Genomic DNA, 22822 nt, shown 5'->3' on the forward strand with positions numbered 1-22822 from the left:
GGCGAACCCGGTGCCAAGACAATCTGGCGCGGACTCGATCGTGTACTCTCCGCTGCTGAAACGCTGCGCGCGCTACGGGATGGGCTCGGCTGACTTATGTATAAAGGTATGTGTTGTGCCAGGTCACCGAGGGAGCAAGCGTTTCGGAATTTTTCGAGGATGGCGTCTATATCTGCTTTAATTCCTGAAAGCCGATTTTCCAGCTGGCGGTTATCGTGAACAGGTCCCTCCCGCTCAAGAAGTTCGCTTTTTACCGCATTCAGTAGCCGTTGAGATTGCTCCAACTCTGATTTTGTCGAGGCAAGTTTCCTTTCGGCTTCCGCCTGCTCAAGTGCAATTCTCGGATCTTTAGACGGTACCTCCACTTCCTTGATGATTGGCCGAACGCTCATCTCGCTCAATTTCCGTTCGAGATCGGCCTTTTCGGTATTCATCCGTTGGATGGCGAACTGGAGGCTGTTTACAGTATTGCTTTGTGAATCCAAAGCTAGTTGTGCCGCTGCGAGAGCACTTCGATGCTCCGCCTCCTTCTGGTCGGCTGCGCTGTTTCGCTCACGCAGATATCTGATATCCCGTTCCAGCTCTGTTCGTTTGGCGGTGCCCGCTGCAAGCTGCTCTTTGGCAGTTTCGAGTTGGGCCAGAAGTGTGTTGACCTCCTCGGTCGTTGCGCGATAGCGCTCAATGAAAGGAATGATCTCCTCGCGAGTGAAGGGCTCTTGCCGCCTTCTCGCGTCGACTATCAACTGCACCTCCTGGTCCGATATATCGGAACGCTTTAAGATCGTCAGTTCACCAAGATTCAAAAACTCCACAGCCTCGCTACTATTAACGAAGCGCTGGTAGACCTGCAGGTACTGGACAACGGTATGTTTGCTAATCTGAAGCGTTCGAGCGGCGAACTCGTTCAGGAGCATTGAAGATTGCGCCTTTGCCTTGGCCTCGTTCTCAAGGCGTTTGTTAAGGGAAATATAGATGGTCTGGTGAATATCGGCGAGGTATGAGCCGATGATCATGTATTCGGTTCGAATTCGTTCGCGTGATTGAGCGATCTGCTCCGCGGCATGCACAATACGGCCGATTGCTGCCGAGTCAATTTCTGACGATAGTAAAAGGCGCGTCAGTTGCAGGATCGATAGAGTCGCGTTTGGTTCGCTGGTAGCAGGTAGTCTATTCTTTTCGTCTTTTTTCATTATGCTTATTTTTACTTAAGAAGGCGATGTGGCATTGCCTACAGGATCGCAGGGAAGCGGTTCTGAGGGGGCAACGTTACTCCACTGGGATGCAGTACCAATTAAAGTGTGCTGAAAAGATTAGCCTAAAACCGGCGTCACGCGGCGGGCGAAAGCTCGCCAATTTCGGCACTCTTTCAAGGAAATATCTGAAAGGCGCATCTGAATCCCACTCTTTCAACGGTAACGCCCAAGTCGAATTTAGGGTAAACCCTCCGATGCGGGGGGTTCTTGTATGTACAGGCGTGTACAGCACGTGCACCCGCATGCTCAAGTGGGTCAATATCGTGATATTGAGTTGCCCGCGGAAAGCTCGGCATTGGAGTGTGTGTTTCAACGAAAAAGGCGCTCGGTTGCGTGCGCATCGCGGATCGTGTAGATTTGGGTTGCGTTCCCACGCATCGAATCGCGGTAAGGGCATTCAGCCCAAACTGTCGCGCACTGCGGCAATCACCGACCGCCCATCTCCTCGTTTTTCCGAAGATTCATAGCGTGCTTCCGCCATGCATTCGGCATGCCGCAAGCGCGTTGTATGCGCTCACCGCAGAGGATTCCTTGCTCTTCGAGCATCGAATAAGCGCCTGGCATCCGCCGGGACATCCCCTTTCACCGTTTTCTCAAGAGAAAGCCATGGAATCCTTTGCTACCAACCTCATCAAGCGTCCGTTCAAGCTGTTTATGTTCTGCATGGTGCTTTACACGGCCTCGCAGTCGCTCATCGTCGGTGCTTTTGTGACCGTCGTAGGCCTGTCTTTCCTGTACCACCGCTTCATCGGGAACAAGGCAATTCCCGCAGCACCGAAGGTTTCGATGCCGGACCAAAGGTCCCAGTCGATGCCCGAAGTGCCGCGGGAGCCTGAGCGTCCGCAGTACGAGCGTTCAGCAGTCGTCACGCAATTCCCTCGCACTGGAACGCACGATCGTTCCTAAGCCGTTGCCGCCCCTCTGGGCGGCCCCTTCCACCTGTTGCGGGTGCTCGTCGCCCGCCGCCAGGTGGGTGTTCGGGCATTCGCCCGGAGACCCACATGGATGCAACTCCATCTGGATGGCAGCTGGACTTCTTCGGTGAAGCGTCTGCCATCGTCGTAACCCCCGCAAAGGTCGACCCGTTGCCCGATCCTTCGCTCTGGAGCGAGGATGTTCGGGAAAAGATGGTCGACGCCCTCATCAGTCTGGCGTGCGACAGCCGTCGCGGCGACAACATGCCCGAGTCGTTGATCGACTGTGCGGAAATGCTGCGTGCGCGTATGCGTAGCCGCTCCCTGGACCTGGAGGAATACTCCATGACCCTTGGTTGGATCTTCGGCTACTGGGACGGCGCACTGCCGTACTCCTACGTCTGTGCTGTCAGCGGTGTGAACCCCGAAACGCTGCAGGACGTCATCCTTAACCATACCCGCCTGCGCGACGACCTCAATGAGGTCCGCCGGATGTGCTGCGGCTCACTGCTCTAATCTGATGAATTGGCTCATCAACACCATTCAGCGCGCGGCAAGCGTGCTTTTCGCACCGAGCGTGTCGCAACGCGCACCGAAGGCGACAGTTGTCGGCGCCGACCCAGCAAAGGAACGGCAAGTCGTCATCGCTGGCATTCCCCATCTCTTCCGCGATGAGGACGATCACGTCGCACACTTCATCGCCGCATTCGATCATCGTGTCGTGGCGACGCCGTACGGCGACAAGCTGCTTCCCGAAGTGGTGCCTCGCTGGCGACCAAATGGCGTGCATGACGGCGCAACAGTGCAGGAGGTTGCGGCAAGGGCGATCCTCGACGCGGCTGTCCCACAAACCTCACGGGTTGCAAAAGCACTGGCTGCAAGCGACGTTTCTGTTGCATCGGTGGGGCGAAAGCCGAGGGCGGTGCCCACGACTTCGCTGCCCCAGCCGGCCTCTGAAGAGCCGGTGTCGCCTTCGAAACGGGCAAGGGCAGAGCGCTCATCGTATGACGTTGGCACGCTGACCTACTGGGGCGAGCTGGAATTCCCGAGGCGCGTCGCGCCAGGCTCCCGAGAGCCCGAGACCTACAAGTCGTTTGCCTTGAAGCTAGATACGCCGCAAGGCGAGAAGACGCTGCAAGGGGAGGGACTCAAGGATGCCATTGCGGAAGCGCGCTGCAAGCTCGGCGACCGGATCGCGGTAAAGCGCCTGCACAAGATCAAAGTCGCTGCCTTCGACCAGATTTCGGGGCAACCCATCATGGACCGCAAGACCGGTGAGCAGAAATATTGGGACAAGTGGGTCTGGAAGATCAATCTCATTCATTAACAGGAATCATCATGGCATCCATCAACAAAGTCATTCTCGTGGGCAACCTCGGGGCTGATCCGGAAACCCGTTATATGCCCAGCGGCGACGCTGTGACCAACATCCGTATCGCAACCACTGACCGCTACAAGGATAAGCAGAGCGGTGAGACCAAGGAGGCCACCGAGTGGCACCGCATCTCGATGTTCGGAAAGCTTGCCGAGATTGCTGGCCAGTATTTGAAGAAGGGCTCGTCGGTCTACATCGAAGGAAAGATCCGCACCCGGAAGTGGCAGGACCAGAGCGGCCAGGATAAGTACAGCACCGAAATCGTTGCCGACCAGATGCAGATGCTGGGCGGCCGATCGTCCGGTGGCGAAGCCGATGATGGTGGCGGTTACGGCCGCTCCGGTGGCGAGCATGGTCAGAGCGACAACCGTCGCCCTCAGGGTTCGGGGCAACGTGCCCAACGTCAGGCGCCGCCGCGTCAGCAGCAGGCGCCTTCGAACGGCTTTGAGGACATGGACGATGACATCCCGTTCTAGGACCTACTATGTTGGTTAGATTGACCGCGTAGCGCAAATTCTTCACTTCACCTCGCTGCGGCCGCCGGATTCTCCGGTGCCGCAGCGCCTCTCTTCTGGCCGTTCGGCCGCACCACCATTCAACGTCCGCAGCGCCATGCTGAAAAGACCTTCTGGCCGAGGGCCGGGATGTCTTTTGAGCAAGCGTTCCTCCGCCTGTCTCAGGCATCGACCCCCACTCCAACCTGGAGACATCCCATGACTAAACTGAGTGATATCGTGAAGAACTGGACGCCCGCTCAATGGGACGCTCTTGTTGCGCAGTTCCTGCCGGCGGACTTCCTGACGGACGCTTTCTGGAGAGGCCGTCCTGGTCCGTGCCCGATCTGTGGCGACGGTCACGACCGGTTTACCTATGACAACAAGCGCGGCCGCGGTGACTGGGTGTGCCGCAAGTGCAATGCCGGCAGTCCCAAGGCTGGCGACGGCATTGAACTCGTTTGCCGCTCGACCGGCATGTCTTACGTCGAGTTGCTGAACTGCCTGACGGGCAAGTCAAGCATGCCGACAGCCCTTCATGCAGCAGTACCGATCCGACAGCCGGGAACGAAGCCGTTGGACACTTCGGCAAAGATGCGCCGTATTGAGAAGCAGTGGGCCGCCGCGTCGAGCTTGTCGCACGGCGATGCCGCGACGCAGTATCTCGCGGCGCGTGTGCCGGGCCTGTGTGCACCGCGCCCGGTAGCCTTACGCTTGGCCTCGCAGGACTATTGGCATGAGGGTGAGCTGATTGGCCGTTATCCGACGATCGTTGCGCAGTTCACGCTGCCCGATGGTCGGATGGCCACGGTTCATCGTACATCCTTGGACCCGCAGCAGCCGGCCAAAGCATGCATTGTGTCGTCAGACGGCGAGGTATTGCCGCCCAAGCGCAATGACGTGTCGGCATTGCCATTGGATGGTGGGGCCGTGCGCCTCATGCCGCCGCGGGACGGCGAATTGGGTGTTGCCGAGGGGCTGGAGAATGGCTTTGCCGCCTACATGCTGTTCGGCGTACCCACCTGGCCTTGCTTGAACCGCGTTCTGTTGAGCAAGTTCGTGGTGCCGCCAGGTCTGGGAATCCACACCGTGCACATCTTTGCGGACTTCGACCAGATCGATCCCAGGACCGGTGTGTCCCCAGGGATGGCCGACGCACTCAAGTTGGCAAAGCGTCTTCGTGCCGAAGGCTTCAAGACGGTGATGCACCGTCCAAAGATCCGCGGTACGGATTTTTGCGACGAGTGGCGGACGGTGTACGAGCTCCGCCAGATGTCTCGACAGGCGGTCGCCGCCTGATTTACCGGCCACCTACCTGGTGGCTTTCTTTCTTCAACCTCTGCCCTGTGGGTCCTCCCCACAGGGCGGATTCCCGCGTGGCAGTCTCTTCCAGGAGAATTTGCAATGCCGCATAAGGGATTCACCGCGATCGTCAACAAACTGCACATTCACGCCATGCGGACTGCCGCGACGCGCGACGTGCAGGCGGGACAGTCCGAAGCCCAGTTCTTCCACGTCTACCGACGGGAGCAATCTGGCGAGCTGGTCTTGCTTGAGCGGACGGGGTCGTTCGATTCGGCCTTCGACTACTGCATTACGACACCAACTCTGCACTGAGTGTCCATCCCATTAACGACAAAGCCCGGCATTGCGCCGGGCTTTTTTCGTTTGTGCGTCGCAAACTTCAACGCTTGCGTGGACGACGACGTAGGCCTTGCAGGAGAACCAGACCAGCTTCCCATACGCACCAGCCGATCAGCACGGCGAAGACGAACACGTTAATGTCGTGGGTGTTCTTGAGGTAGCCGAAGAATTCCATTGCGATGTTTCCTTAACGGTTGGTGGTTGAGACTAAGAATGCCACAGGGAACTGGTGAGTCAAGCTTCGATCACGATGCAAAGAAGCGTGACATTGCCGAATTAATTGCATCGACATCCAGTGAGAAATCCGCTTGGGGCGGCCCGACTCGATCGGTCCGCGCCGCATCATTCTCCACGGGGAGCGATAGCTGCAACGGCGCCTCGTCGGTCGGCTGCGCCGGTGCCATGGGCAACGCGCTACCGCGGTCGCGTAATGCCACCTGCGCGTCGCCAAGGTTGCCGAACGCTGAAAGCGCGGCAATCGAGGGCGGTGGCAATATGAGACGGCCGCCGCTGGATGTCACCGCCTCCGCCCCGATCTCCGCGAGCCGACGGAAGATCTCGGCTCGCAATCGGGGATCTACGATCCCCGAAAGCTGACCGTACAGTCGCGGTGTGGTCACTGGATTCAGGACCACCTTGATTGCGAATTTGTCCATCGGTCAGGTTAAGCGCGGGCCTGCCGGGCGCTGCCAATGTCGAAGAATCCAGTAACGTTGGCAAAGCAGGGCGAATCCATGGAGAAGATCCTCGAGCGCGGGAACGCCGCACGGATCGCGCCGGCATAGAGCGCGCTCCCGCCGCCGGTCAGGACGATGGCCGCAATGTCTTCACTCCGGCCGACGCGAGTCTGCATTTCTTTCACCGCCGTCTGGCACTGCGCCTTGGCGACTTCCAGATATGGCCGAAGGTCGATGAACTTTTCGTAGAACCGCATCGGCTTGCCTTCGCGCAGAGACTTGTCGATACGCTCAATGCCTGTGACCGGTTCACCTTCGTCGGCCGCTAGCAAGGTCGCAACCTGCTGATAGATTCGTGAGGACCCTCCGGGCACACCGCCGCTGCGGGTGTCGTCCATCATGAATCCACGCGCCACCACCCAGTCAGTCGTGAAGTAGCCCACGTCGACGATCAGGCAGGTATCGTCGGTGTCAAGCTCCTTTCCGGACTGGCGCATGAACGTGACCAGGGAGCCTAATGGCTGCGGCAGGGAGACAACGCGCTTGATGTTCACCGGACCATGGCCAAAGTCATGACTGCCGGCGAAGCGTTCCTGCAGGACACCCGCGTACTTTTGCAGGGTATGAACCGGTAAGCCGAGAATCAACTGTCCGACTTCCTTGGCCTGTGCGTAGTGCAAGGCGCCAAAGAGCAACGCGGCGTACTCGGACGTCGTGACATAGTCTTCCGATAGCGTGCGGCCGGTATTGCCATAAGCCGACGTGATGGAAACACCGGGTCCTACCTCATAGTTCGCGCCGTCGATCGTCACATTCACGACGTCGCGTGTCTTGAAGTAACCCGCGCCGTGACTGGTGAGGCTGGAGGCGGACCCTGTAGGAGCCAGCGACGGAAACATCCGAGTGACCACGTCAGCGCCGAGGGGAAACGCGAACTTGGTATTGCCATAGCCAACGTCGACAGCGATGGTGGTGGAACTCATTCTCAAACTCCTTGTAGGTTTAGGCTAAAAATATGTCGGTCACACAAATGTGTGACTTCGCTGATGGACTGCTGACAGCATGGTGTTAGCAGGTGTCAGCAGTGGTCCCGAAAGAAGCGCTGGTGTTAGATGTGTGTTAGCAGCGTGGCACGCTGCTAACAGCTTGCTAACACTTCGGGTCCGAGCACCTTCGAATCTACCGGGAAAACTGCGAAGTCAAGTCGCCAAAAGCTCGCGTGTTTGGGGGCGTTACCGTTGCCAATTCGGGTGGCCCTGGTTTATTCTTCGAGGACTTTCAGCGTCCCCGACGCATCGACACCGCCGCCATTGCGCGGCAAATCTAGAGCCCACGGCGCAGTCAAACAACGACGCTGCTGGGCCTGCTGTCCAAGCCGCACAATGTCGCGGCATTTTTTTCAATCGGCTCAAGTAGATACTGGCCCACACTGAGGACCCCGGACACCGCGATACCAATTGGCTTTGCGGGTGGTTTTGGAGACTTGGTCGCACTGAGGACATGTGTAAGCCGGACACCGGACACATGATTTGTCCTCGCACACATCAATTGCCCAGCTGCGACGAGCGGGGTATGCGAACGCTGGACCCGATACACCGCGGTGCAGATGTCGCTACCTGAAGGGCAGGACGTAGATTGGCTCGGCCCAATCGGACGGTCCAGATTCATTCCGAACGGCGTGCGCGGCCGTAACAAGAACAGCGCAACAAGAGTTACGCGGGCGGCGTATTGAGGTGCGTGCACCGAAGCTACGTTCATGCTGGGAAGCGGTTCCCCCAGCAACCGGGTAGCCGGGCAGGGATCGGCGTGTTTAGCGCTGGGCCTTGTCGGGACGGTCACGCACGTTACTTCCACGTGCCGGCCGACCAGCCAATGGAATCGCTTACGGATCCGGAAGGGCAACACCATGGCCGATGGTTAAACGGCAATTCAGAGCAGCATGGACTTCGCAGGCGTAACGGGGGACGCTGCTTGGGGCGTGTTCTCAGGGCAATATCAGAGGGGTGAAATCGAGATGCGGCAAGCGGCGGTATTCGACATACGTGGCCTGTTGGCCAGGTATGCGCTTCCTACGCGGATGAAGGCGGAACTGGAAGCTGTGTTGATTGACAACTTGAAGCGGATTCTCAGTCAGACCAGGGTGAGTCTGAAGAGCGCGTCGATTAAGACGCAGGAGCGCCGGATGTACACGGTGTGCCGGTCGCTGACGGAGATTAGGCAGCAAGGCTTCATGATTGAGAGCCCCTATGCACTTCGGCACAAGCATGTTGAGGCACTGGTCAAGCGTTGGGTAGCAGAGGGCCAGAGTGGCGGAACAATCGAGAACAAGCTCAGTCACTTGAAGGCGTTCTGCCAGTGGCTGGGCAAGCATGACCTCATCCGATCTCTGGGCGACTACGTCGACAGGGAAGCGCATGGACTGGTGCGGTCGTATGTGACGACGAAGGACAAGTCCTGGGAAGGGAACGGCGTTGACCCTGTGGCTGTGATTGCGGAGATTGCAAAGACGGATGCTCGGGTGGCGGTGCAGTTGAAGCTGCAGGCGGCGTTTGGATTGCGGATCGAGGAGAGCTTCTCGCTAAAGATTGCCACGGCGCTGAAGAATCTGGACACCCTACGGGTAGTCGATGGGACAAAGGGCGGTCGGGCGCGAGAAGTCCCCATCCGGCTCCAGTTGAGCGTTCTTGAAGAGGCGGCGAAACTCATCGACCCGGTCAGCGGATCTACGACGCCGGCGTCGTATTCGATCAAACGGTGGCGTGGCCACTACAACGCGGTCTTGCGCAAGCATGGCATCTTCAAAAAGGGGCTGGGTGTGACGAGCCACGGATTGCGTCATGGATGGGCGCAGCGGATGTATGAAGAGATCGCAGGCGTGCCTGCTCCGGTAAAAGGGGGAGCAGCCCCCGACCTGGAAGCACACCGCCAGGCAATTCAAGCTGTTGTTCTCGGAGCGGGGCATAGCAGGGCATCGAAATCAGGCGCTTACCTCAGCACATTCACTGCTATGGCTGCTGAGGAGAGGCCCGAGGTGACTTGCGAGCAGGCGGAGGCTGCGCTACGGCGGCACGATGGCAATAAGACCAAGGCGGCCGAGGAGCTGGGGATTACCCGCCAAAGCCTGTATCGACGGATTAATCGCAGTGTCTAAATGTGGCGGAGATCCTGTTGGGATGTGCTCGGTCGGAATTGCTTGCCACGCTCGATGGGAGGTATATCCCCGGAAAGCTGGCCAAAAAGGTCTAGCTTTTCACGGAAATGATTGCTGCTGCGTCTGAGAAAATGCGCGTGCCGGCTTCATAGCCGGTTCGCCCGCACCGAGGCGCGGGCACCGTACCAGCCGTTCTCAGCTGGTTTCACGATTAATGAGTTGATAAAAGATGACGAAAGGTGAACTGATCGACGCGATTGCGTCTGGTGTGGACGGTCTGACCAAGACCAAGGCAGAGCAGGCACTGAACGTGATGCTGTCGGCGATCACGGACGCCGTTGCCAGGGGTGAGACGCTGAGCCTGAATGGCTTCGGCACGTTCAGCAAGGGTGAGCGCGGCGAGCGCACGGCCCGTAACCCGCGCACCGGTGAGGAAATCAAGGTGGAAGCGGCCAAGACGGTGAAGTTCAAGGCTGGCCAGAAGTTCAAGGATGCCGTCAACCATTGAGCCAGCCTGCAGTTAGGTTGTATCGGCGCCGACGCGCCCCGCCTCCGGCCGGTAGCCGGCTATCGAGAAAAATGGAAGTGAAGAAGATTGCTCCGCCCGCTGGCGCCAAGGAACGCCAGGAACGCATCGCCGAATTACGCCGGGAGGAGTCCGACCTCAATGCAGCGCTCGCGAAGCTGTCGTCGGGCTCGACTGCCGTAGGACTTGCCATGCGCGATGCCAGATCGCGGGAACTCGCCGCGGTTGTGGCCAAGCTGTCCGCATTCGGCGAAACGCCGATGGCGGCGGTGCGATAGTGTTTGCGTGCAGAGTCTGAATACGAAGCTATGCCACACACTTTCGACCAAAGTCGCCTGTACGCGGATGATGTCGTAGCGCTGCAGTCGCTGGCGAAGCGTCGCTGGGTGAGCGGCGAGAAGATCCTCTGGACGAACCATGGCGCATGGCGGGCTGCGAGCCATGCGGCAGTCCCGGCGCGCGAAGCGGCGAAACGGCTTGTCGCGATGGGATTGGCCGAAGAAACCGTCTGCTGCCGTGCATGCAGCCGCACGGCGATCCAGCTTACCGACCGTGGCGCAGGCGTGGCTCAGCGCCTATCGTGCGAATGCAGCGGCGAGTGCGAGGATCGCTTGCGTGTGTCGGACAAGCGGGGCGCTAGATTCAACGCCTGAGACAGTTCCGATCGCCTCGCCCGAGGCCAGCCGCGCGAAGGCGACGCGGCGCGCGACCTTCTCACCGGGATGGGGCGTCGGGGCTGGCAGGTCGAGGGCGGTGCCCCGCAGCGCCTTGGGCAGCGCCGGGAAAGCGTCCACGCCGGTGAAGTGCGCCAGTTCGTCAATGCTGATCACGCTGTATGCCGGCGTTTCGTCGTTGCGAACGACGTAGGCAGCCGCCCCGGCGCCTGGGACGTAAATAGCCTTCCACACGAAGTCAGGGACACGAATTCGGCTGCGCAGCTCACCGACGTCCCGGAAGGCCGGTCCCGTCACCACATAGGCGGTGCCCACCTTGCGGACGAGGCGCCGCGTCGAGGTCTCGATATGGCTCCAGGTCCTGCGGTTCGAAACCGAATTCTGCGGGATCACGTTGGCGAGGCTGAAGCTCTCGGCCTGGGAGTCCTTGTCGCCAAAGTCTCCACTGGGCGCAAGATGGCCACGATCGTAGCCGGTGCCGTGGCCATAGTCCGCAAGCCGCGCGCGGTCAGCGACCGGCAGGCGCCCTTCTTCATAGAAATCGCTGTCGCGCGGGAGCTGGCGAGCCGCATCCACGGTTTCCCGTGTGAGTCGCTCGGCGGACCAGAGCGCGGTGCGAGTCTGGCTGGAGTACAAGACTGCGTAGGCGCGGTAGCAGAGAAGCTGAGTGCGGCCGGCTGGCTTGGTGAGGACCGGTTGGCCTTGGGCAAGCGTGTAGTCGCAGGCTGCGGCAAGTTCTTTGGCTGACGCGGCAACGGGCGCGAGCGCGATGAGGGCGGCGACGAGAGAGGTGCGGAGCATGGTCGTTCCTGGAGATAAGCACCGTTCTAGCTTGCCAGGCCCCCTGCAAAGTCAAGCGTGGCCGCTGTCCGGCAGATCGTCCACCGCACGGGCCACGAACTCCTCCAGGATCGAGAACGGCCAGGCCCGTTCTTCGTTGGCTTCTTCTGCCACCTCGGCCGACAACGCCGGTACGTGTTCAAAGCGCACCATGGGCGCACCGTCTATATAGATGACCTTCGCACGCCTGACCAGCTTGCGGTATCGCGCGGCATCTTCGAGCACGGGCCCCGGTTCTGGCACTTGGGCGAGAAGGTCGCCGGGCTGAGCCAGGGCGGCGGCCATGGCCGCGAATCGGGGGCCATTCTCCGTCCAGCTGCCGGTGGTCGAGGCGAGCAGGTTGAGGAAGTACGGGATATCGGATGACGTCAGCTCGCGCCGTGCGAGCATCGAGATCGTATGGTGGTCGGCTGGCCGGTGCTCGACACGGGTGTTCCAGATCGCGCTGAGCTGCTGAAACGCGGCGTCGCGGTCGTGGGATGCGAGGTCAACGGGCGGTGTAGAGAGGCCGCATTCCTCGCACACGACAACGGCCTGGATACGGCCGCAAATGAAGAGGGGCGCGCCGTCGCAATGGGCGCAGTCGAGCAAACCGCTTGGCATGAGGGGCTCCGATTGGAAACCCCGAATTATGCCTATGGCGGTAGCTTGTCGGTCTAGTGGTGGCGTTGCACTGGTGGCGGCACCTCCAAATAGCGGGCAGAGGTCCTTAGCACATTGCGCCGGGCGGTTTGCTGCAGCGCCTGCAGCATCTCGGCGTGGTCGCGCAACGCGCGGCCAATCTGCCAGAACTCATTGAGCCAGTGGCCTGGCTCCCCCTTGGGACCACCGAGCCGCCCGGTGGCGATGGCGCCGCGAACGGCTAGCACCGTCTCCGGCTCCGGATACTCCCGTTCTTCGTTGTCGAACTGCTGCATGGCTATCTCGGTTGTGTTGCCCACTGGAGGGCTGGGTGCAGATTGAAGCCATTGGCTTGCCGGAACAGCTCGGCCCCGCCGCGGACGTATTGGAGAATCCATTCCGTCACCAGCCAGCGCCTACCAAGACGCTCTGCGGCAAGGCCGGTTCGGATCGTGCCGCCGAATGGGTCGACCACCAGGTCGCCCGGCTCGGACAGGAAGCGGATGAAAAAATCTGGAATTGCAGTCGGTTGCATGGCACCGTGGGCTGGCAGACCCAACGCGGCGGACTCCCGGCGATAGGCCAGCGTGTCGCGGCACTGGTGGCCTCGCTCGATCACGTTGCGGGGGAGCCGTCCAGCCGTGGGATTGCCAAATGCCTGCGGCCGGATGCGGTAGGCGCCATCGCCGTAGACGGCGGAGCGCTGTTCGCCACCGGAGGCCATCAGCCGTAGTTGCCGCTCGGTGTGAGCCTGCAGGACACGCCGATTGTTTGACCGTACTCGCGCCGGATCGTTCGTGAGCCACAGAACCGGCTCATAGGCCGTGGCCAACTGCACCCGGCTGACGCACGCCCACCGCGTTGGCCCGGGCGGCTTGCTGTAGTTCACCCATGGGATACGGTCCATGAGCGACAGCCCCAGCCGATCATGCAGGGCCAGTACGAGCCGCTCTATATAGAGGGAACGAGCGGGACTGCGGGCTTCGAAAATGTCGTTCGAGATGTTGAGCACGATGCTGCCTCCGGGCAGCAGCGCGGCGACGATGGGTTCGAGTGCCTCACAGAGGAAGTCCACATACTGCGCCTCAGTGGGATTGCCATACGCGCGTGCCTGGCGCAGTGGGTAGGGCGGCGAGGTGACGCAGAGCGCAATGGGCTCGCTGAGGCCTCGGAATACATCTTCGTTCCGCCCCCAAATGGCCACACCCAGCGTGGTGCTGAAGGCGACCAGCTTGACGCCGGCTGCGGCCCGGTCGAGCTTGTCGCCGGCAGGCTCGGTGAGTCGCCAAAAGCCAGCGCGATCCGGGACGCGCTCGACGACCCCCAACTGCTTGAGCGATTGCTGGTGCCATCGCACCGCTCGCTTAAATGGCGAGTGGAGGGCGCCCGCGGCACCGATAGGAACGCGTACCTGTGCCTCTGCCGCTGAGACACTGGCGGCAGCGGCAACCGCTTCGTACAGGGCGCCAGTCGAGATTCCATCGCGCGGCCCCTCAGCAAAGGCCGCGGCAACGTGGGCGAAGAGATCGAGTTGCCGCATTACTCGGGTTCCCGGAGCAGGATGCGGCGGCAAGCCGCCGACACGTCGGCGCTGCTCACGGGGAACGCATCGTGGAGGACGCCGTTGAGCAGGCGCCCGGCGGCCTTCTTACCCACGCGGTGCATCATTGCCCAACTGTCCTCGTTGCTAGCGGCCGCGGGATGGCCGTCGGCATCCCAACCGTCCCCCACCATACGGCCATCCAGAGCGACCGCCGCCATCGGATAGACACAGGCTCGGGTGTCGGTTGTTGCCGGTTCCCACGCGCCGTGCTGCTTGAAGAAGAAGGGGACGCCGGCCGCCATGCACTGGTCACGCAAATCCGTGGCCCACACCGGGTGCATCGGTCGTGCGCGGGTGCCGGATTCACCGCCGACAATCACCCAGTCGATGGCGCCCGGCGCATAGTCGTTGCCGGACGAGTGCAGGAGCTCACCTGTTATCTTGGAGAAGACGTCCACCGTGCCGAGCAGCGGCTCCATCGACAGAAATCGGAGCTTGGCGGGTACCTTCAGGAGTTTGGGGATGTCGCGCTCCGCCTCTGCCTGATTGACGATCGTCGCCCCCAGCCAAATGTCGGGCGGCGGATTGCCGGCGATCCACGTGGCCAGCCATGGCACCAACGGGTTGCTGTCGCTATCCGGCTGCGCAAAGAGGCGATTGAAGGCCTCGGCAAGGCGTTTAGAGACGTTGCCGATGCGCTTCGTGAGTAGGAGCTTGTCCAGGCTTGGCGTCTGCCGGCAAACGTCGAGGAAGTCAATAAACCACCCCAGTGGCACATCGAGGTCGAAGACGTCCGCGAGACTTGCGCAGAAGACCCGCTGGCGGCGGCCGTGAACGGCCATGAAAGCAGCGTGCGCCGCGTTCCAACGCAGCGGCTTACGCCAGTTGCTTTGGGATGTGCGCCGGCGTGGCATGCCCGGACCCCAGTTGACCGGGCTACCACCCGAGAAGCGGGCGTTGCGGGACTCGGCATAGCAGTTATCACATCCCGGGCTGACCTTCTGGCATCCTTCCCAGGGATTCCACGTGTGGTCGCACCACTCGATTGTGCTGTTCTCGCTCATCGTTGCTCCTGCGAAATCAGTTGGCGCAGGCCGCCGACCTGCAAGGGGCTGACGACGCCGTGGGCTTCCATCGCTTCGAGGAGCGCAGCAGCGCGGTTGTAACCGATCCGCAGGCGACGCTGCACCAGCGAGACCGACGGCAGGCGGTGCTCGCGTACGGTGGCCACCGCCGTTTCGTATAGTGGGTCTTCCTCGACTGCGGACTTTGCAGGTGCGGGCGTATGATTCGGGGCGGTGTCGGGCTTCGCAGACGTGTGGGTCGTGCACGGTGTGAAGGCGTGTTTGCCGAGCGCATCCGCGATTCGCTGGGTATCCATCGGCAGCGCCAGAAGGCGCAGGATGGTGAGGTTACGGAACCACATAGAAGTGTCTTGATGAGGTTGTAGGGACCCGGACGCGACGAAAAGCCGGCCGGTGAATTCAGCCTACGGTGATTCGGTCAATGTCAAGCCTGACGCTGGAGGGCGAGGATGGCGTGCGCGAATTGCCGTGCGCGGCGGCGCACCTTGCCTTGCATTTCCGAGAGAAGGCCGTGGGCCTCCATCACGGCGACGATGGCGTTGAGATTGGCGCCGGTCGGCGCCGCCCATGAGTGCTCAGGCGAGGTGTTGGCCAGCTGCTCGAGGATGGTCCCGCTCTGATCGTCGGCGAGCACCCAGGCGGCGGGGGATCCGTGGGGATCGCCAGCGGGAACGATGCGACAGAGCGGAAGCCCGCTCACTGCCGCCGGCGGTTGCATATGCGCTGGGATCTCAACCTGTCGAGGCTCGGCGGCTAGCCGGCGCGGCGAGGAGCTTTGGGTCACGCGCCGCAAGCGCCCTCCCAGTGCGTTGGCGGCATCCAGAAGATCCAAGGCAGCATCGGACGAACGTGCATCGTGGGTGGCGGTGCGCAGAAAGCGGGCGATCGCATCCATGGCGTCTTGGGCGATCCGGGTCGCCGAATCAGGCCCATTGCGGGTGTGGTCAGTCATCGTCACGATCGGGATACTTGTGGTCCAGCCATTCAACCCAGCCGATGAGCAAGATCAGGGCAATGATCGGTGCCGCTGGGGCAAGAGCGAGTAGAACCTCTTCCATTACTTCCCCTCGCTCATTTTTCCGGCATGTCGGGGCCATTCCCGCATCAGCCTGCCTCCTTGCTGGCGGGCAGGGCGAGCGCATCGATGGCGGCATCACACGCGATAGCGGCGCCAAACGGCTCGTAGCGCATCGTCGAATCATCGAACGCGGCGCAGGTCCGGGTGTGGCCCATCGTCGCGCCGCAGGTGCATCGCTTCTGCACGGCCTCTTTCCCGACGCTGGCTGGAGCTGGTTGAGCTAGCATCTCCTGAATAGCGTGTTCGACCCAGGCGCGGTCGTCCTTGCGCGGCTGGCCCAACAGGTAGGCCGCAATAACAGTCGCCGTCGCCTCGATGCTTTCGTTGGTCACCTTGTGGAGCGTTTGTGCGTCGAAAGTGGCCGTGAAAAGGTGGCGAATCGCTGCCGCTGCATCGATCCCGATGGCAATGGGTGCTCCTTGTGCGCGCTCGATTCGTGCCGCCAGGAGCATCATCCCGGCTCGTAGCTCCGCTTTGCATTGGGGCTGCGGGGCCTCGGCCCGCCTACTGGCGTCCATCGTTGTTGTCCTCTGCGCATGGCCTGCGTCGGCAAGCAGCGGCATCAGGTTGGTATCGATCCAGGCCTGAACTTCGCGGCCACTCCACTGTTTGCGAAGCGCAGTTGGGAATCTCGGAATTGTCATGGGCTTGAGAAACAAGTGTCGGTTTCTTCAAGCTACAGCCCTTCCGGCGAAGTCAAGTCTCTGCCGACCGTGGCTAGTCGGCAGGGTGGTCCTCGCCATGGAGATTGCCTGTGTAAAAGTAGAGGCCGCTGCGCAAGCGTCGCACGATCCTTGTTTCGTCGGCCATTCGCCGCAGTAGCGATTCGGCTTCGATCGCGTCGAGTTCAAGGTGGCGCTGGACCAGCACCACGGACGCGGCCCGGTACGTGTGAACCAGATCTACCACCCGGGCGTAAATTGAGTCTGCGTGCATCAGGAGAATTGCTTGAGCAAGCGGTTCGTTGCCACAGAGACGCTTGGGGTACCGACGGACGCGTCTCGAGGTGCGCGTGCGGTGGTTTGGATATTGGTGTTTATGGCGTGTCCAGGCGCATGTGTACCGTGTGCCGCGGACGCGTGCGGTGGTTTGCGACAGCCCTCGCTCACAGCGTCTTCTCCGAAATGGTCGCCGGCATCGGCAGCGTTACGTTGGCAAGCTCCTCGGCGGCTGGTGTCCATTCGATGCACGGTATCCGATTGGCCTGGTAGTGCGCCCGCTTCTCAGCGAGGTGCGTGTCGTACTGCGGATTTCCAGACATGCCGAGTACCTCAATCACGACTTCCGGCGTCACGTCCGTCAGCACGAAGTCCGGGTGCACGGCAGCTTGCCCGATGTGGCGCAACGGCTTGAGGAAGGACCGCTCCAGCGCGACCAGGCGGTCCGCCATGGCGATTTCGTAGGACGAATCACACGGCAGAAACTGGCGGTTGGCGAGCATTGCCGCCGCGTCCACCACCGTCAGGTAGTTCGCTTTCGACTTCTCAACGAGCAGGATGGCAATGCAGCGCTGCTCTGTCTTGCCGATGCCGGCGAGCGCCGTCGCGTGGGAACGCTGGAGTCTCTGGTAGACCGCCCCGGACATGAAGTAACGCAAAAGGCTTTGCCGGAGCACAAGCTTTCCGCCGAACTGCGTGGGCTCGTGCGATTCGATCTCGCCGATCAGAATGCCGCGCGGGCTCGTATCCTTGGTAGGCGTTAGCCGTGCCTGCCACGCATCCAGCTCGGCCAGGATCTCGGTCTTGCGCGCCGGGTCCCATCGCTGCATGACGTGCAACATGCCGTCGGCGGGCTTCCCGTTAATGCGGCAATCCGCAAGCTCTGTGATGAGGTGGGACCAGCAGGCGTTCCAGCTGCGCCCGCCGGTACCGGGCCAGACATTCAGACCAGCTTGTTCCCACGCGAATTCCAGAAATGCCAGGAGGCCGGCTGATCGGCGTGGCGGCTTTGCGCTCTTGCCCGTGGGTCTGGTTCGCGTGGTTGGCGTGCGGGTGCTGACCCACAGGCTGGCGTCGAGTCGGACATCGTGATGACCATCGCGCGTGCGAAACGCGTCCAGCGAATCAGTGGCGCTGGCGCGCTTGCTTCCGGCGCGGCGGTGAAAATGGCAGGTGACCGCGTGCTGATGGACTTGATCCGGCCACAACGCCAGCAAGAAGATTGGGCCATGCCGCCGAATCTGGAGCCTCGGTCTCGGCCGTCGTTGGCTGCAGCCGCACTCGGCCCAGCCTTGGGTGGTCTTGGCGCGCTCGAGCTGGCGAACGTATTGGCCGGGATTGTCAAGCACGTCTTCCAGTGCAAACTCGCTGGCGCCGATGCGTACAGTGGACATGGTGAAAACTCCTCAGACTCCGGCATCCCGGAACATGGTGTAGAGATCACGACGAATTTCGCTGATGTCGAGCACATGCTTGGCGCGGCTCATGGCGACATAGAGCAGGCGCATCTCTTCCGGACTCATCGAGAGGTCGCCCTCGTCGTTGGTCTTGAACTTGAAGTCGCCGGCGAGATGCACGCGGCCCCATTCCAGCCCCTTGGCCCGGTGGACCGTGCTGACGATGTAGTCGGCTTCGGTTTCCGGCGCGACGCGCGAGAGAATCAGCCGCAGGTAGTCCACACCTTCGCTATCGATCAGCGTCACCAGCGGCTTGAGGTCACGTCCGGCGAACGATTCGGCGTATTCCTGAACTTCGTCCCACGTCTCAAACAGGGCGAGGGAGGCTGGATACCCAATGCGCTCGCCACGCATGAGGCGCTCGGCGCCATCGGCGAATGCCTTCAGTTCATCGACGTTTGCCCTTACCGCCACGCGGTCGCCCCGGCCAACCCCTGAGGCCAAATGCGTCAGCACGGTGGCGTTCTTGCGGCAGAGGATGGCGTCGAAGCGGTCATGTCCGGGTGTCGAATCGTGCAGAATTCTCGACTCGATATGGTCCTGCCCACGGACCGGGACCTCCTCGTCCATCAGGCGCAGCACGCGGCTGGCCAACTGGGCGATGGCCGGACCGAACCGGAACGATTCGGTTAGCGCGCGTTCGGGCGCCTTGATGTGTTCCATCGCATTGATGGCCCCGCGCCACTCGTAGATCTGCTGGTAAGGATCGCCGACGTAGATCACCTGCGATGGCTGCGCGCGAAGAACCGAGAGCATGAGGCCGTCAGCATCCTGGGCCTCATCGAACAGGATGAAGTCCGCGCCGATCGTTGGGCGGCTTCGCTGCCAGAGTTTGACGTAGACGTCGTGCGTGATGGCGGAGGCGGCGGCCGGATCGCAGTATTCCTGCCACAAGCGCCGCACGAATGGGAGCAGCGCCTCGCGCAGATGCTCGACCTCGTCCTCTTTGATGATCGGCTCTACGGGAATGTGCCAAGCGAGCGGCTCGGGCTGTGCGGAGCGGCAGAACCGCGCGGCGCCATCCATGACCATGCGTGCGACCTGGCTCCCGCTCAGCTCCAGGTCCTTGCCGATCGACGTGGGCAAACGCATCGGGCCAAGCCCATAGCGTAAGGCGAGCTGGTGAGGCGGCTCAACCGGGCTCTTGAGCTTGCGGGTGATCTCCGGTCGGGTGGCGCCATAGGCGATGGAATGGACCGTGCGGCAGCGCGTGTTGGATGGGAACTTGCGTGCCGCATCGGTGGCAATGTCCTTGTTGAACGCCAGGTAGAGGCCGCGGGCCCGGCCCCGCGCCTCGGCCGCCAGCCGCAGCGTGGACGTCTTGCCCGCGCCGGCGTATGCCTTTACCTTGAGCGCGCCGCCGCCCCGGACCGCGCTGACCACGGCTTCCTGTTCGTCGGTGGGGAGCATCAGGCGATCTCCAGCGAGGTCTGATGCGGCATCGATGCCCATACACGATGGCGGATCGCGGCCGTCTTGGCATCGGCGGCCGCCACCCGGCGTGCGCGGTCGCCGCTCAGCTCGTCGACGATGTAAGTATCCTGCGGTGGTCGGGCCGGGCCACGCCAGCCACTTCGCGCGGATCTCGGCTTTGACCGGCTCGGGCAACGAGAAGAATCGGGTACGCGCCTTACGCCAGAAGCGCGCTTCGAGCGCGCGCCGACTGCACTCGATTCTTTCCGAGCGTTGCTGCCTGCGGCTCAGCTCGTCATCGGCTGAATGCTGCTCGCTGGCCACGTGCTCCGGAAATAACGGGTAGCGGTCGCGCTCACGCTGCTGCTTGCGGGCGAAAGCGGCCTGGCGCCGGGCGTTGAAGTCGATGGGCGTGTGGCGGTCGAAGCGAGTAAATCGCATGGCAGCGAGAAACGGGTTGGTCTAAGGCCAAGATACCGGCGCCACGGTAAAGTCAAGGCAGGCGGCTCGCCTGACTATTGTCGGCGCGAATCCGTACTGCATTTAGCCCGAAAGCTATATGATTTCGGCCATCTTTCCGGGAAATTCCATGTCTTCTAGCCTTCAAACCGGCATCCGCGAGGTATCCCTCGGCACCCGACCGAGGGACGAACGCGAGTTCATTCCCCTTGGCGACCCCTCATACCGAGACGTCGCGACACTGGATGCCTTCACGTTCAAACGCTATCTGGACCGCGTGTTCTGGCGCCCGCGCCCGGAAGTGCTGCGCTTCGAGGTGCGTGCGGTCCCAACCGCCGCAGGCACCATCTATGACGTTGTGGCGCTGGTGGCGCAGGGAGAGGGCGAGGCATGGTTTTCCGAGGCCGCGGTACCGACGCGCTGGGACTATGTCGCAATCAGCGAGACCAGTCACGGGTTGTCAATGCTGCAGACCGCCAAGCTGAAGGAAGAAGGAAAGCTGCCGGCTGACTACAAACCTATCGGGGACGATGGTCCCGTGCTCGATCACTCCAACCTCGAAAATCCGGAAGAGGTCGAACAACGGCGCTGGGCCGTCATCAACCGACTGCGCGCGGCAAGCCGGCAGGCGAGGAAGGCAGGAGTCTTGTCACGCGCGGGTCAAGCGCGATAACATTCGTCCGATTTCCCGCGCTTCTGCGCATCGACACCTGCCGGCGTACCGGCCATTTGCTTTTCATTCACCCATTGGGGCTTTGTCCCCATGGGGCATGGCTCCATTTTTTGGAGCCATCATGCCTGTCATTCACGCCCGTGAAACCGCCATCGCCACTGCTGCGCTGGTCGCCATTCTGTTCGTTGCGCTGTTCTTCACCGTCACCACGGTGAATCTCCCCCTGCTCGCCATGCAACTTGGCTCGTGCGTGACCCTCGGCCTCGCCGTGGTCTGCGCGTGGGTTCTCTCCAGGTTCACACAACTGTCTGATCCAGCCTGAAGGCTGACCACCACTTTTACTTCACCCGTGCGGGATACCCTCCCGCACGGGATGGGCTTTCCGCGCACTCTGTCTGGAGTTTCGCCATGCAAGCCCAATGGACCGCAGTCAATGTTGTGCGCGACATCCTCGGTGACGAGAATCTCATCGTCGAAGCCGTGCGCGCTCGACCAAACGCTGCTCAAAGTGGGGGACTTTCCTTGCTTCGGCAACAGGCAGCCTCAGGCTTGGCAGTATTCCCTTTTGCGTGGAACCGAAAGTCTTCCCGCCAGAGATCGAGCTGCCCAATCTCGACGCAACCGCTGCCTTCCGCATAGCGGCAGCGGCTCATGAAGCGCATCACGCGCTTTTGTGGCAGCGCCATCGCGACGACACGTACCGGAACGAAGGCCTCACGAACGCGCTCGCTGCCGCATGGTTGAGCCGGAACCTTGCCGGCTTCAAGCTTCATGCTGCGAGCGAGCCGATCCTGCTCAGCAATATCTACTACGGTCTGAACTGACCGTCTTCCCCGCGCGAACCACTTCGGTTCGCGCGGTCTTCATTTCACCCTGGCCGGGATGCTCCCCGGTAGGGCGCGTCCTGGCTCTCATTCGCCAGAACATGTCCCAAAAATCCATTCACCCGACCGGTCGGGAAGTCTATGCGTACCCATTTCTGCGTGAGGTGCGTCCATGAGCCGGGCCGCCCAACGCAAGGTGCATGCGCACGCCAGCGAGCCACACAAGGAACTGCTCGCGCTGTTTAAAGAGTTCGGCTATCGCCATTCCACGAACGATGTGTTCTCGGACTTTGTGGAAATGTCGGCGCTCGCCATCAGCAATGCGGTCGACCGTCACAACTTCGACGATCGAGAGAAGCGCTACCTGGAGATCGCGCGCAAGTATGAGCGCGACGACCTGCAGCGCTTCGCCCAAATGCTGGGGGCGTTGACGATGACGTTCGAGGACCGCGTGCAGCAGCTGGTACCGCACGGGGACGGCCTCGCCGACATCCTTGGCCAGACCTACATGATGCTTGAGTTGGGCAACAGCCGGGCTGGTCAGTTCTTCACGCCGTACTGTATCTCCCGCATGATGGCCGCAATCAACGTCGGTGATGGAAATCCCTACGTCGAGCGCGACGGCTTCGTGACGGTGATGGAGCCCGCTTGCGGCGCCGGCGGCATGGTGATCGCGGTAGCCGACGCCCTGCACGACGCCGGGCGAAACTACCAGCAGTCCATGCATGCCACGTGCATCGACATCGATCCGCGGTGCGCCCACATGACGTACCTGCAGCTCTCTATATTGCATATTCCCGCGATCGTCGTGCACGGCAATGGCTTGTCGGGCGAGACGTGGGGAACCTGGTTCACCCCCGCCCATATCCTGGGAGGGTGGGGGGCACGCCTGCGAGCAAAGCGTGCGCGCGAACGCGATACCGACGAGGACGTCTTCGTGCCTTCGGCCGTCCCGGTGGCCACCGCGCCTACCAATGCGGAGGACCAGGACGCACTGTTGCTGCAGCTCCTGATGGAACCCAAAGCGGTTACGCCGTCGTTGCGTGCCTTTGTACCCGACGACCAGCTGGCGTTGTTCTGAGTGCCACCAGTCGATACTTGATCGGACAGCGCTCCGTCAGGTATTCTTGTGTCACATTCCGCGTCGCTGACGCATCGACCCCGCACCGCAAGGTGCCAATTT

The 22822-nt window shown here is 61.5% G+C and carries 28 protein-coding genes; 12 read left to right on the forward strand and 16 right to left on the reverse strand.

The genetic code is table 11. The features are described 5' to 3' along the window. Nucleotides 1–1190: hypothetical protein (locus tag KHO41_RS34400; protein ID WP_211957696.1), on the reverse strand; the 1190-nt coding region annotated here is incomplete at its 3' end. 669 nt (nt 1191–1859) lie between these two features. Here KHO41_RS34400 and KHO41_RS34405 point away from each other — a divergent pair. The 6 genes from KHO41_RS34405 to KHO41_RS34430 all read left to right on the forward strand — a co-directional run bounded on the left by KHO41_RS34405 (nt 1860) and on the right by KHO41_RS34430 (nt 5653). Then, the gene (locus KHO41_RS34405; RefSeq protein WP_211957697.1) at nt 1860–2159 is read left to right on the forward strand and encodes a hypothetical protein; all 300 of its coding nucleotides are present in this window, start codon (nt 1860–1862) and stop codon (nt 2157–2159) included. A 95-nt stretch (nt 2160–2254) separates the two neighbouring features. After that, entirely contained in the window at nt 2255–2683 is a 429-nt protein-coding gene (locus tag KHO41_RS34410; protein WP_211957698.1) for a hypothetical protein, read from the forward strand. A gap of 4 nt (nt 2684–2687) precedes the next feature. Next, complete coding sequence (locus KHO41_RS34415) at nt 2688–3494, forward strand: hypothetical protein (protein WP_244874165.1); 807 nt, start codon at nt 2688–2690, stop codon at nt 3492–3494. Between the two features lie 11 nt (nt 3495–3505). Then, entirely contained in the window at nt 3506–4018 is a 513-nt protein-coding gene (locus KHO41_RS34420; protein WP_211957699.1) for a single-stranded DNA-binding protein, read from the forward strand. A gap of 237 nt (nt 4019–4255) precedes the next feature. After that, complete coding sequence (locus tag KHO41_RS34425; RefSeq protein WP_211957700.1) at nt 4256–5335, forward strand: DUF7146 domain-containing protein; 1080 nt, start codon at nt 4256–4258, stop codon at nt 5333–5335. 105 nt (nt 5336–5440) lie between these two features. Next, entirely contained in the window at nt 5441–5653 is a 213-nt protein-coding gene (locus KHO41_RS34430) for a hypothetical protein (protein WP_211957701.1), read from the forward strand. A gap of 67 nt (nt 5654–5720) precedes the next feature. On the opposite strand, the gene KHO41_RS41740 is transcribed toward KHO41_RS34430, so the two are convergent. The 3 genes from KHO41_RS41740 to KHO41_RS34440 all read right to left on the reverse strand — a co-directional run bounded on the left by KHO41_RS41740 (nt 5721) and on the right by KHO41_RS34440 (nt 7340). Further along, nucleotides 5721–5855 carry a hypothetical protein gene (locus tag KHO41_RS41740; protein ID WP_280519727.1) on the reverse strand — a complete coding sequence of 45 codons (135 nt, stop codon included), beginning with the start codon at nt 5853–5855 and terminating at the stop codon, nt 5721–5723. A gap of 70 nt (nt 5856–5925) precedes the next feature. Continuing rightward, a complete protein-coding gene (locus KHO41_RS34435; RefSeq protein WP_211957702.1) occupies nt 5926–6336 on the reverse strand; it encodes a hypothetical protein in 411 nt (136 codons plus the stop codon). A gap of 8 nt (nt 6337–6344) precedes the next feature. Then, a complete protein-coding gene (locus tag KHO41_RS34440; protein ID WP_211957703.1) occupies nt 6345–7340 on the reverse strand; it encodes a PRTRC system protein D in 996 nt (331 codons plus the stop codon). Between the two features lie 1031 nt (nt 7341–8371). On the opposite strand from KHO41_RS34440, the gene KHO41_RS34445 reads away from it, so the two are divergent. The 3 genes from KHO41_RS34445 (at nt 8372) to KHO41_RS34455 (ending at nt 10312) form a co-directional block, all read left to right on the forward strand. Next, nucleotides 8372–9508: an integrase domain-containing protein gene (locus KHO41_RS34445; RefSeq protein WP_211957741.1), complete on the forward strand. Its 1137-nt coding sequence runs from the start codon at nt 8372–8374 to the stop codon at nt 9506–9508. Between the two features lie 229 nt (nt 9509–9737). Further along, nucleotides 9738–10016, forward strand: coding sequence for an HU family DNA-binding protein (locus KHO41_RS34450; RefSeq protein ID WP_211957704.1), 279 nt, complete (start codon nt 9738–9740; stop codon nt 10014–10016). Nucleotides 10017–10093: 77 nt separating this feature from the next. Beyond that, entirely contained in the window at nt 10094–10312 is a 219-nt protein-coding gene (locus tag KHO41_RS34455) for a hypothetical protein (RefSeq protein ID WP_211957705.1), read from the forward strand. A 297-nt stretch (nt 10313–10609) separates the two neighbouring features. Here KHO41_RS34455 and KHO41_RS34460 read toward each other — a convergent pair whose 3' ends face one another. The 11 genes from KHO41_RS34460 to KHO41_RS34510 form a co-directional block, all read right to left on the reverse strand. After that, nucleotides 10610–11509 carry a DNA/RNA non-specific endonuclease gene (locus tag KHO41_RS34460; RefSeq protein ID WP_211957706.1) on the reverse strand — a complete coding sequence of 300 codons (900 nt, stop codon included), beginning with the start codon at nt 11507–11509 and terminating at the stop codon, nt 10610–10612. A gap of 51 nt (nt 11510–11560) precedes the next feature. Then, entirely contained in the window at nt 11561–12151 is a 591-nt protein-coding gene (locus KHO41_RS34465) for a hypothetical protein (protein ID WP_211957707.1), read from the reverse strand. Between the two features lie 53 nt (nt 12152–12204). After that, nucleotides 12205–12465, reverse strand: a complete 261-nt coding sequence (locus KHO41_RS34470; RefSeq protein ID WP_211957708.1) for a hypothetical protein — start codon at nt 12463–12465, stop codon at nt 12205–12207. Nucleotides 12466–12467: 2 nt separating this feature from the next. Then, on the reverse strand, nt 12468–13709 hold the full coding sequence (locus KHO41_RS34475) for a DNA-methyltransferase (protein WP_211957709.1): 1242 nt from the start codon (nt 13707–13709) through the stop codon (nt 12468–12470). Continuing rightward, nucleotides 13709–14776, reverse strand: coding sequence for a phage Gp37/Gp68 family protein (locus KHO41_RS34480; protein ID WP_211957710.1), 1068 nt, complete (start codon nt 14774–14776; stop codon nt 13709–13711). The genes KHO41_RS34475 and KHO41_RS34480 overlap by 1 nt, the downstream gene beginning before the upstream one ends. After that, on the reverse strand, nt 14773–15138 hold the full coding sequence (locus tag KHO41_RS34485; protein WP_211957711.1) for a DNA translocase FtsK: 366 nt from the start codon (nt 15136–15138) through the stop codon (nt 14773–14775). Before KHO41_RS34485 ends, KHO41_RS34480 begins: the two co-directional genes overlap by 4 nt. Nucleotides 15139–15221: 83 nt before the next feature. After that, on the reverse strand, nt 15222–15749 hold the full coding sequence (locus tag KHO41_RS34490) for a hypothetical protein (RefSeq protein WP_211957712.1): 528 nt from the start codon (nt 15747–15749) through the stop codon (nt 15222–15224). 152 nt (nt 15750–15901) lie between these two features. Beyond that, entirely contained in the window at nt 15902–16534 is a 633-nt protein-coding gene (locus KHO41_RS34495) for a hypothetical protein (RefSeq protein ID WP_211957713.1), read from the reverse strand. A 58-nt stretch (nt 16535–16592) separates the two neighbouring features. Next, nucleotides 16593–16811 (reverse strand): hypothetical protein, encoded by a 219-nt coding sequence (locus tag KHO41_RS34500; protein ID WP_211957714.1) that lies wholly within the window; start codon nt 16809–16811, stop codon nt 16593–16595. Between the two features lie 169 nt (nt 16812–16980). Beyond that, nucleotides 16981–18207, reverse strand: coding sequence for a DUF1173 family protein (locus KHO41_RS34505; RefSeq protein ID WP_211957715.1), 1227 nt, complete (start codon nt 18205–18207; stop codon nt 16981–16983). A gap of 12 nt (nt 18208–18219) precedes the next feature. Then, a complete protein-coding gene (locus KHO41_RS34510) occupies nt 18220–19680 on the reverse strand; it encodes a 3'-5' exonuclease (RefSeq protein WP_211957742.1) in 1461 nt (486 codons plus the stop codon). Between the two features lie 562 nt (nt 19681–20242). On the opposite strand from KHO41_RS34510, the gene KHO41_RS34520 reads away from it, so the two are divergent. Together KHO41_RS34520 and KHO41_RS34525 are read left to right on the forward strand one after the other, a co-directional pair. After that, the gene (locus KHO41_RS34520; RefSeq protein ID WP_244874166.1) at nt 20243–20815 is read left to right on the forward strand and encodes a hypothetical protein; all 573 of its coding nucleotides are present in this window, start codon (nt 20243–20245) and stop codon (nt 20813–20815) included. Between the two features lie 121 nt (nt 20816–20936). Then, nucleotides 20937–21137, forward strand: a complete 201-nt coding sequence (locus KHO41_RS34525) for a hypothetical protein (RefSeq protein ID WP_244874167.1) — start codon at nt 20937–20939, stop codon at nt 21135–21137. A 181-nt stretch (nt 21138–21318) separates the two neighbouring features. Here the strand turns inward: KHO41_RS34525 and KHO41_RS34530 are convergent, their stop codons facing one another. Further along, nucleotides 21319–21588 (reverse strand): hypothetical protein, encoded by a 270-nt coding sequence (locus KHO41_RS34530; protein WP_211957716.1) that lies wholly within the window; start codon nt 21586–21588, stop codon nt 21319–21321. A 223-nt stretch (nt 21589–21811) separates the two neighbouring features. Here KHO41_RS34530 and KHO41_RS34535 point away from each other — a divergent pair, with 223 nt between their 5' ends. Beyond that, nucleotides 21812–22720 (forward strand): N-6 DNA methylase, encoded by a 909-nt coding sequence (locus KHO41_RS34535; protein WP_211957717.1) that lies wholly within the window; start codon nt 21812–21814, stop codon nt 22718–22720. Nucleotides 22721–22822 lie beyond the last annotated feature (102 nt).

It is taken from the genome of Cupriavidus numazuensis, assembly GCF_905397435.1.
Classification (GTDB): domain Bacteria; phylum Pseudomonadota; class Gammaproteobacteria; order Burkholderiales; family Burkholderiaceae; genus Cupriavidus; species Cupriavidus numazuensis.

Bases quoted from the DNA above. Each gene is read 5' to 3' on its own strand.
- KHO41_RS34405 (WP_211957697.1), top strand. From the start codon at position 1,860: ATGGAATCCTTTGCTACCAACCTCATCAAGCGTCCGTTCAAGCTGTTT.
- KHO41_RS34410 (WP_211957698.1), top strand. From the start codon at position 2,255: ATGGATGCAACTCCATCTGGATGGCAGCTGGACTTCTTCGGTGAAGCG.
- KHO41_RS34415 (WP_244874165.1), top strand. From the start codon at position 2,688: ATGAATTGGCTCATCAACACCATTCAGCGCGCGGCAAGCGTGCTTTTC.
- KHO41_RS34420 (WP_211957699.1), top strand. From the start codon at position 3,506: ATGGCATCCATCAACAAAGTCATTCTCGTGGGCAACCTCGGGGCTGAT.
- KHO41_RS34425 (WP_211957700.1), top strand. From the start codon at position 4,256: ATGACTAAACTGAGTGATATCGTGAAGAACTGGACGCCCGCTCAATGG.
- KHO41_RS34430 (WP_211957701.1), top strand. From the start codon at position 5,441: ATGCCGCATAAGGGATTCACCGCGATCGTCAACAAACTGCACATTCAC.
- KHO41_RS41740 (WP_280519727.1), bottom strand. From the start codon at position 5,855: ATGGAATTCTTCGGCTACCTCAAGAACACCCACGACATTAACGTGTTC.
- KHO41_RS34435 (WP_211957702.1), bottom strand. From the start codon at position 6,336: ATGGACAAATTCGCAATCAAGGTGGTCCTGAATCCAGTGACCACACCG.
- KHO41_RS34440 (WP_211957703.1), bottom strand. From the start codon at position 7,340: ATGAGTTCCACCACCATCGCTGTCGACGTTGGCTATGGCAATACCAAG.
- KHO41_RS34445 (WP_211957741.1), top strand. From the start codon at position 8,372: ATGCGGCAAGCGGCGGTATTCGACATACGTGGCCTGTTGGCCAGGTAT.
- KHO41_RS34450 (WP_211957704.1), top strand. From the start codon at position 9,738: ATGACGAAAGGTGAACTGATCGACGCGATTGCGTCTGGTGTGGACGGT.
- KHO41_RS34460 (WP_211957706.1), bottom strand. From the start codon at position 11,509: ATGCTCCGCACCTCTCTCGTCGCCGCCCTCATCGCGCTCGCGCCCGTT.
- KHO41_RS34465 (WP_211957707.1), bottom strand. From the start codon at position 12,151: ATGCCAAGCGGTTTGCTCGACTGCGCCCATTGCGACGGCGCGCCCCTC.
- KHO41_RS34470 (WP_211957708.1), bottom strand. From the start codon at position 12,465: ATGCAGCAGTTCGACAACGAAGAACGGGAGTATCCGGAGCCGGAGACG.
- KHO41_RS34475 (WP_211957709.1), bottom strand. From the start codon at position 13,709: ATGCGGCAACTCGATCTCTTCGCCCACGTTGCCGCGGCCTTTGCTGAG.
- KHO41_RS34480 (WP_211957710.1), bottom strand. From the start codon at position 14,776: ATGAGCGAGAACAGCACAATCGAGTGGTGCGACCACACGTGGAATCCC.
- KHO41_RS34485 (WP_211957711.1), bottom strand. From the start codon at position 15,138: ATGTGGTTCCGTAACCTCACCATCCTGCGCCTTCTGGCGCTGCCGATG.
- KHO41_RS34490 (WP_211957712.1), bottom strand. From the start codon at position 15,749: ATGACTGACCACACCCGCAATGGGCCTGATTCGGCGACCCGGATCGCC.
- KHO41_RS34500 (WP_211957714.1), bottom strand. From the start codon at position 16,811: ATGCACGCAGACTCAATTTACGCCCGGGTGGTAGATCTGGTTCACACG.
- KHO41_RS34505 (WP_211957715.1), bottom strand. From the start codon at position 18,207: ATGTCCACTGTACGCATCGGCGCCAGCGAGTTTGCACTGGAAGACGTG.
- KHO41_RS34510 (WP_211957742.1), bottom strand. From the start codon at position 19,680: ATGCTCCCCACCGACGAACAGGAAGCCGTGGTCAGCGCGGTCCGGGGC.
- KHO41_RS34520 (WP_244874166.1), top strand. From the start codon at position 20,243: ATGATTTCGGCCATCTTTCCGGGAAATTCCATGTCTTCTAGCCTTCAA.
- KHO41_RS34525 (WP_244874167.1), top strand. From the start codon at position 20,937: ATGCCTGTCATTCACGCCCGTGAAACCGCCATCGCCACTGCTGCGCTG.
- KHO41_RS34530 (WP_211957716.1), bottom strand. From the start codon at position 21,588: ATGAAGCTTGAAGCCGGCAAGGTTCCGGCTCAACCATGCGGCAGCGAG.
- KHO41_RS34535 (WP_211957717.1), top strand. From the start codon at position 21,812: ATGAGCCGGGCCGCCCAACGCAAGGTGCATGCGCACGCCAGCGAGCCA.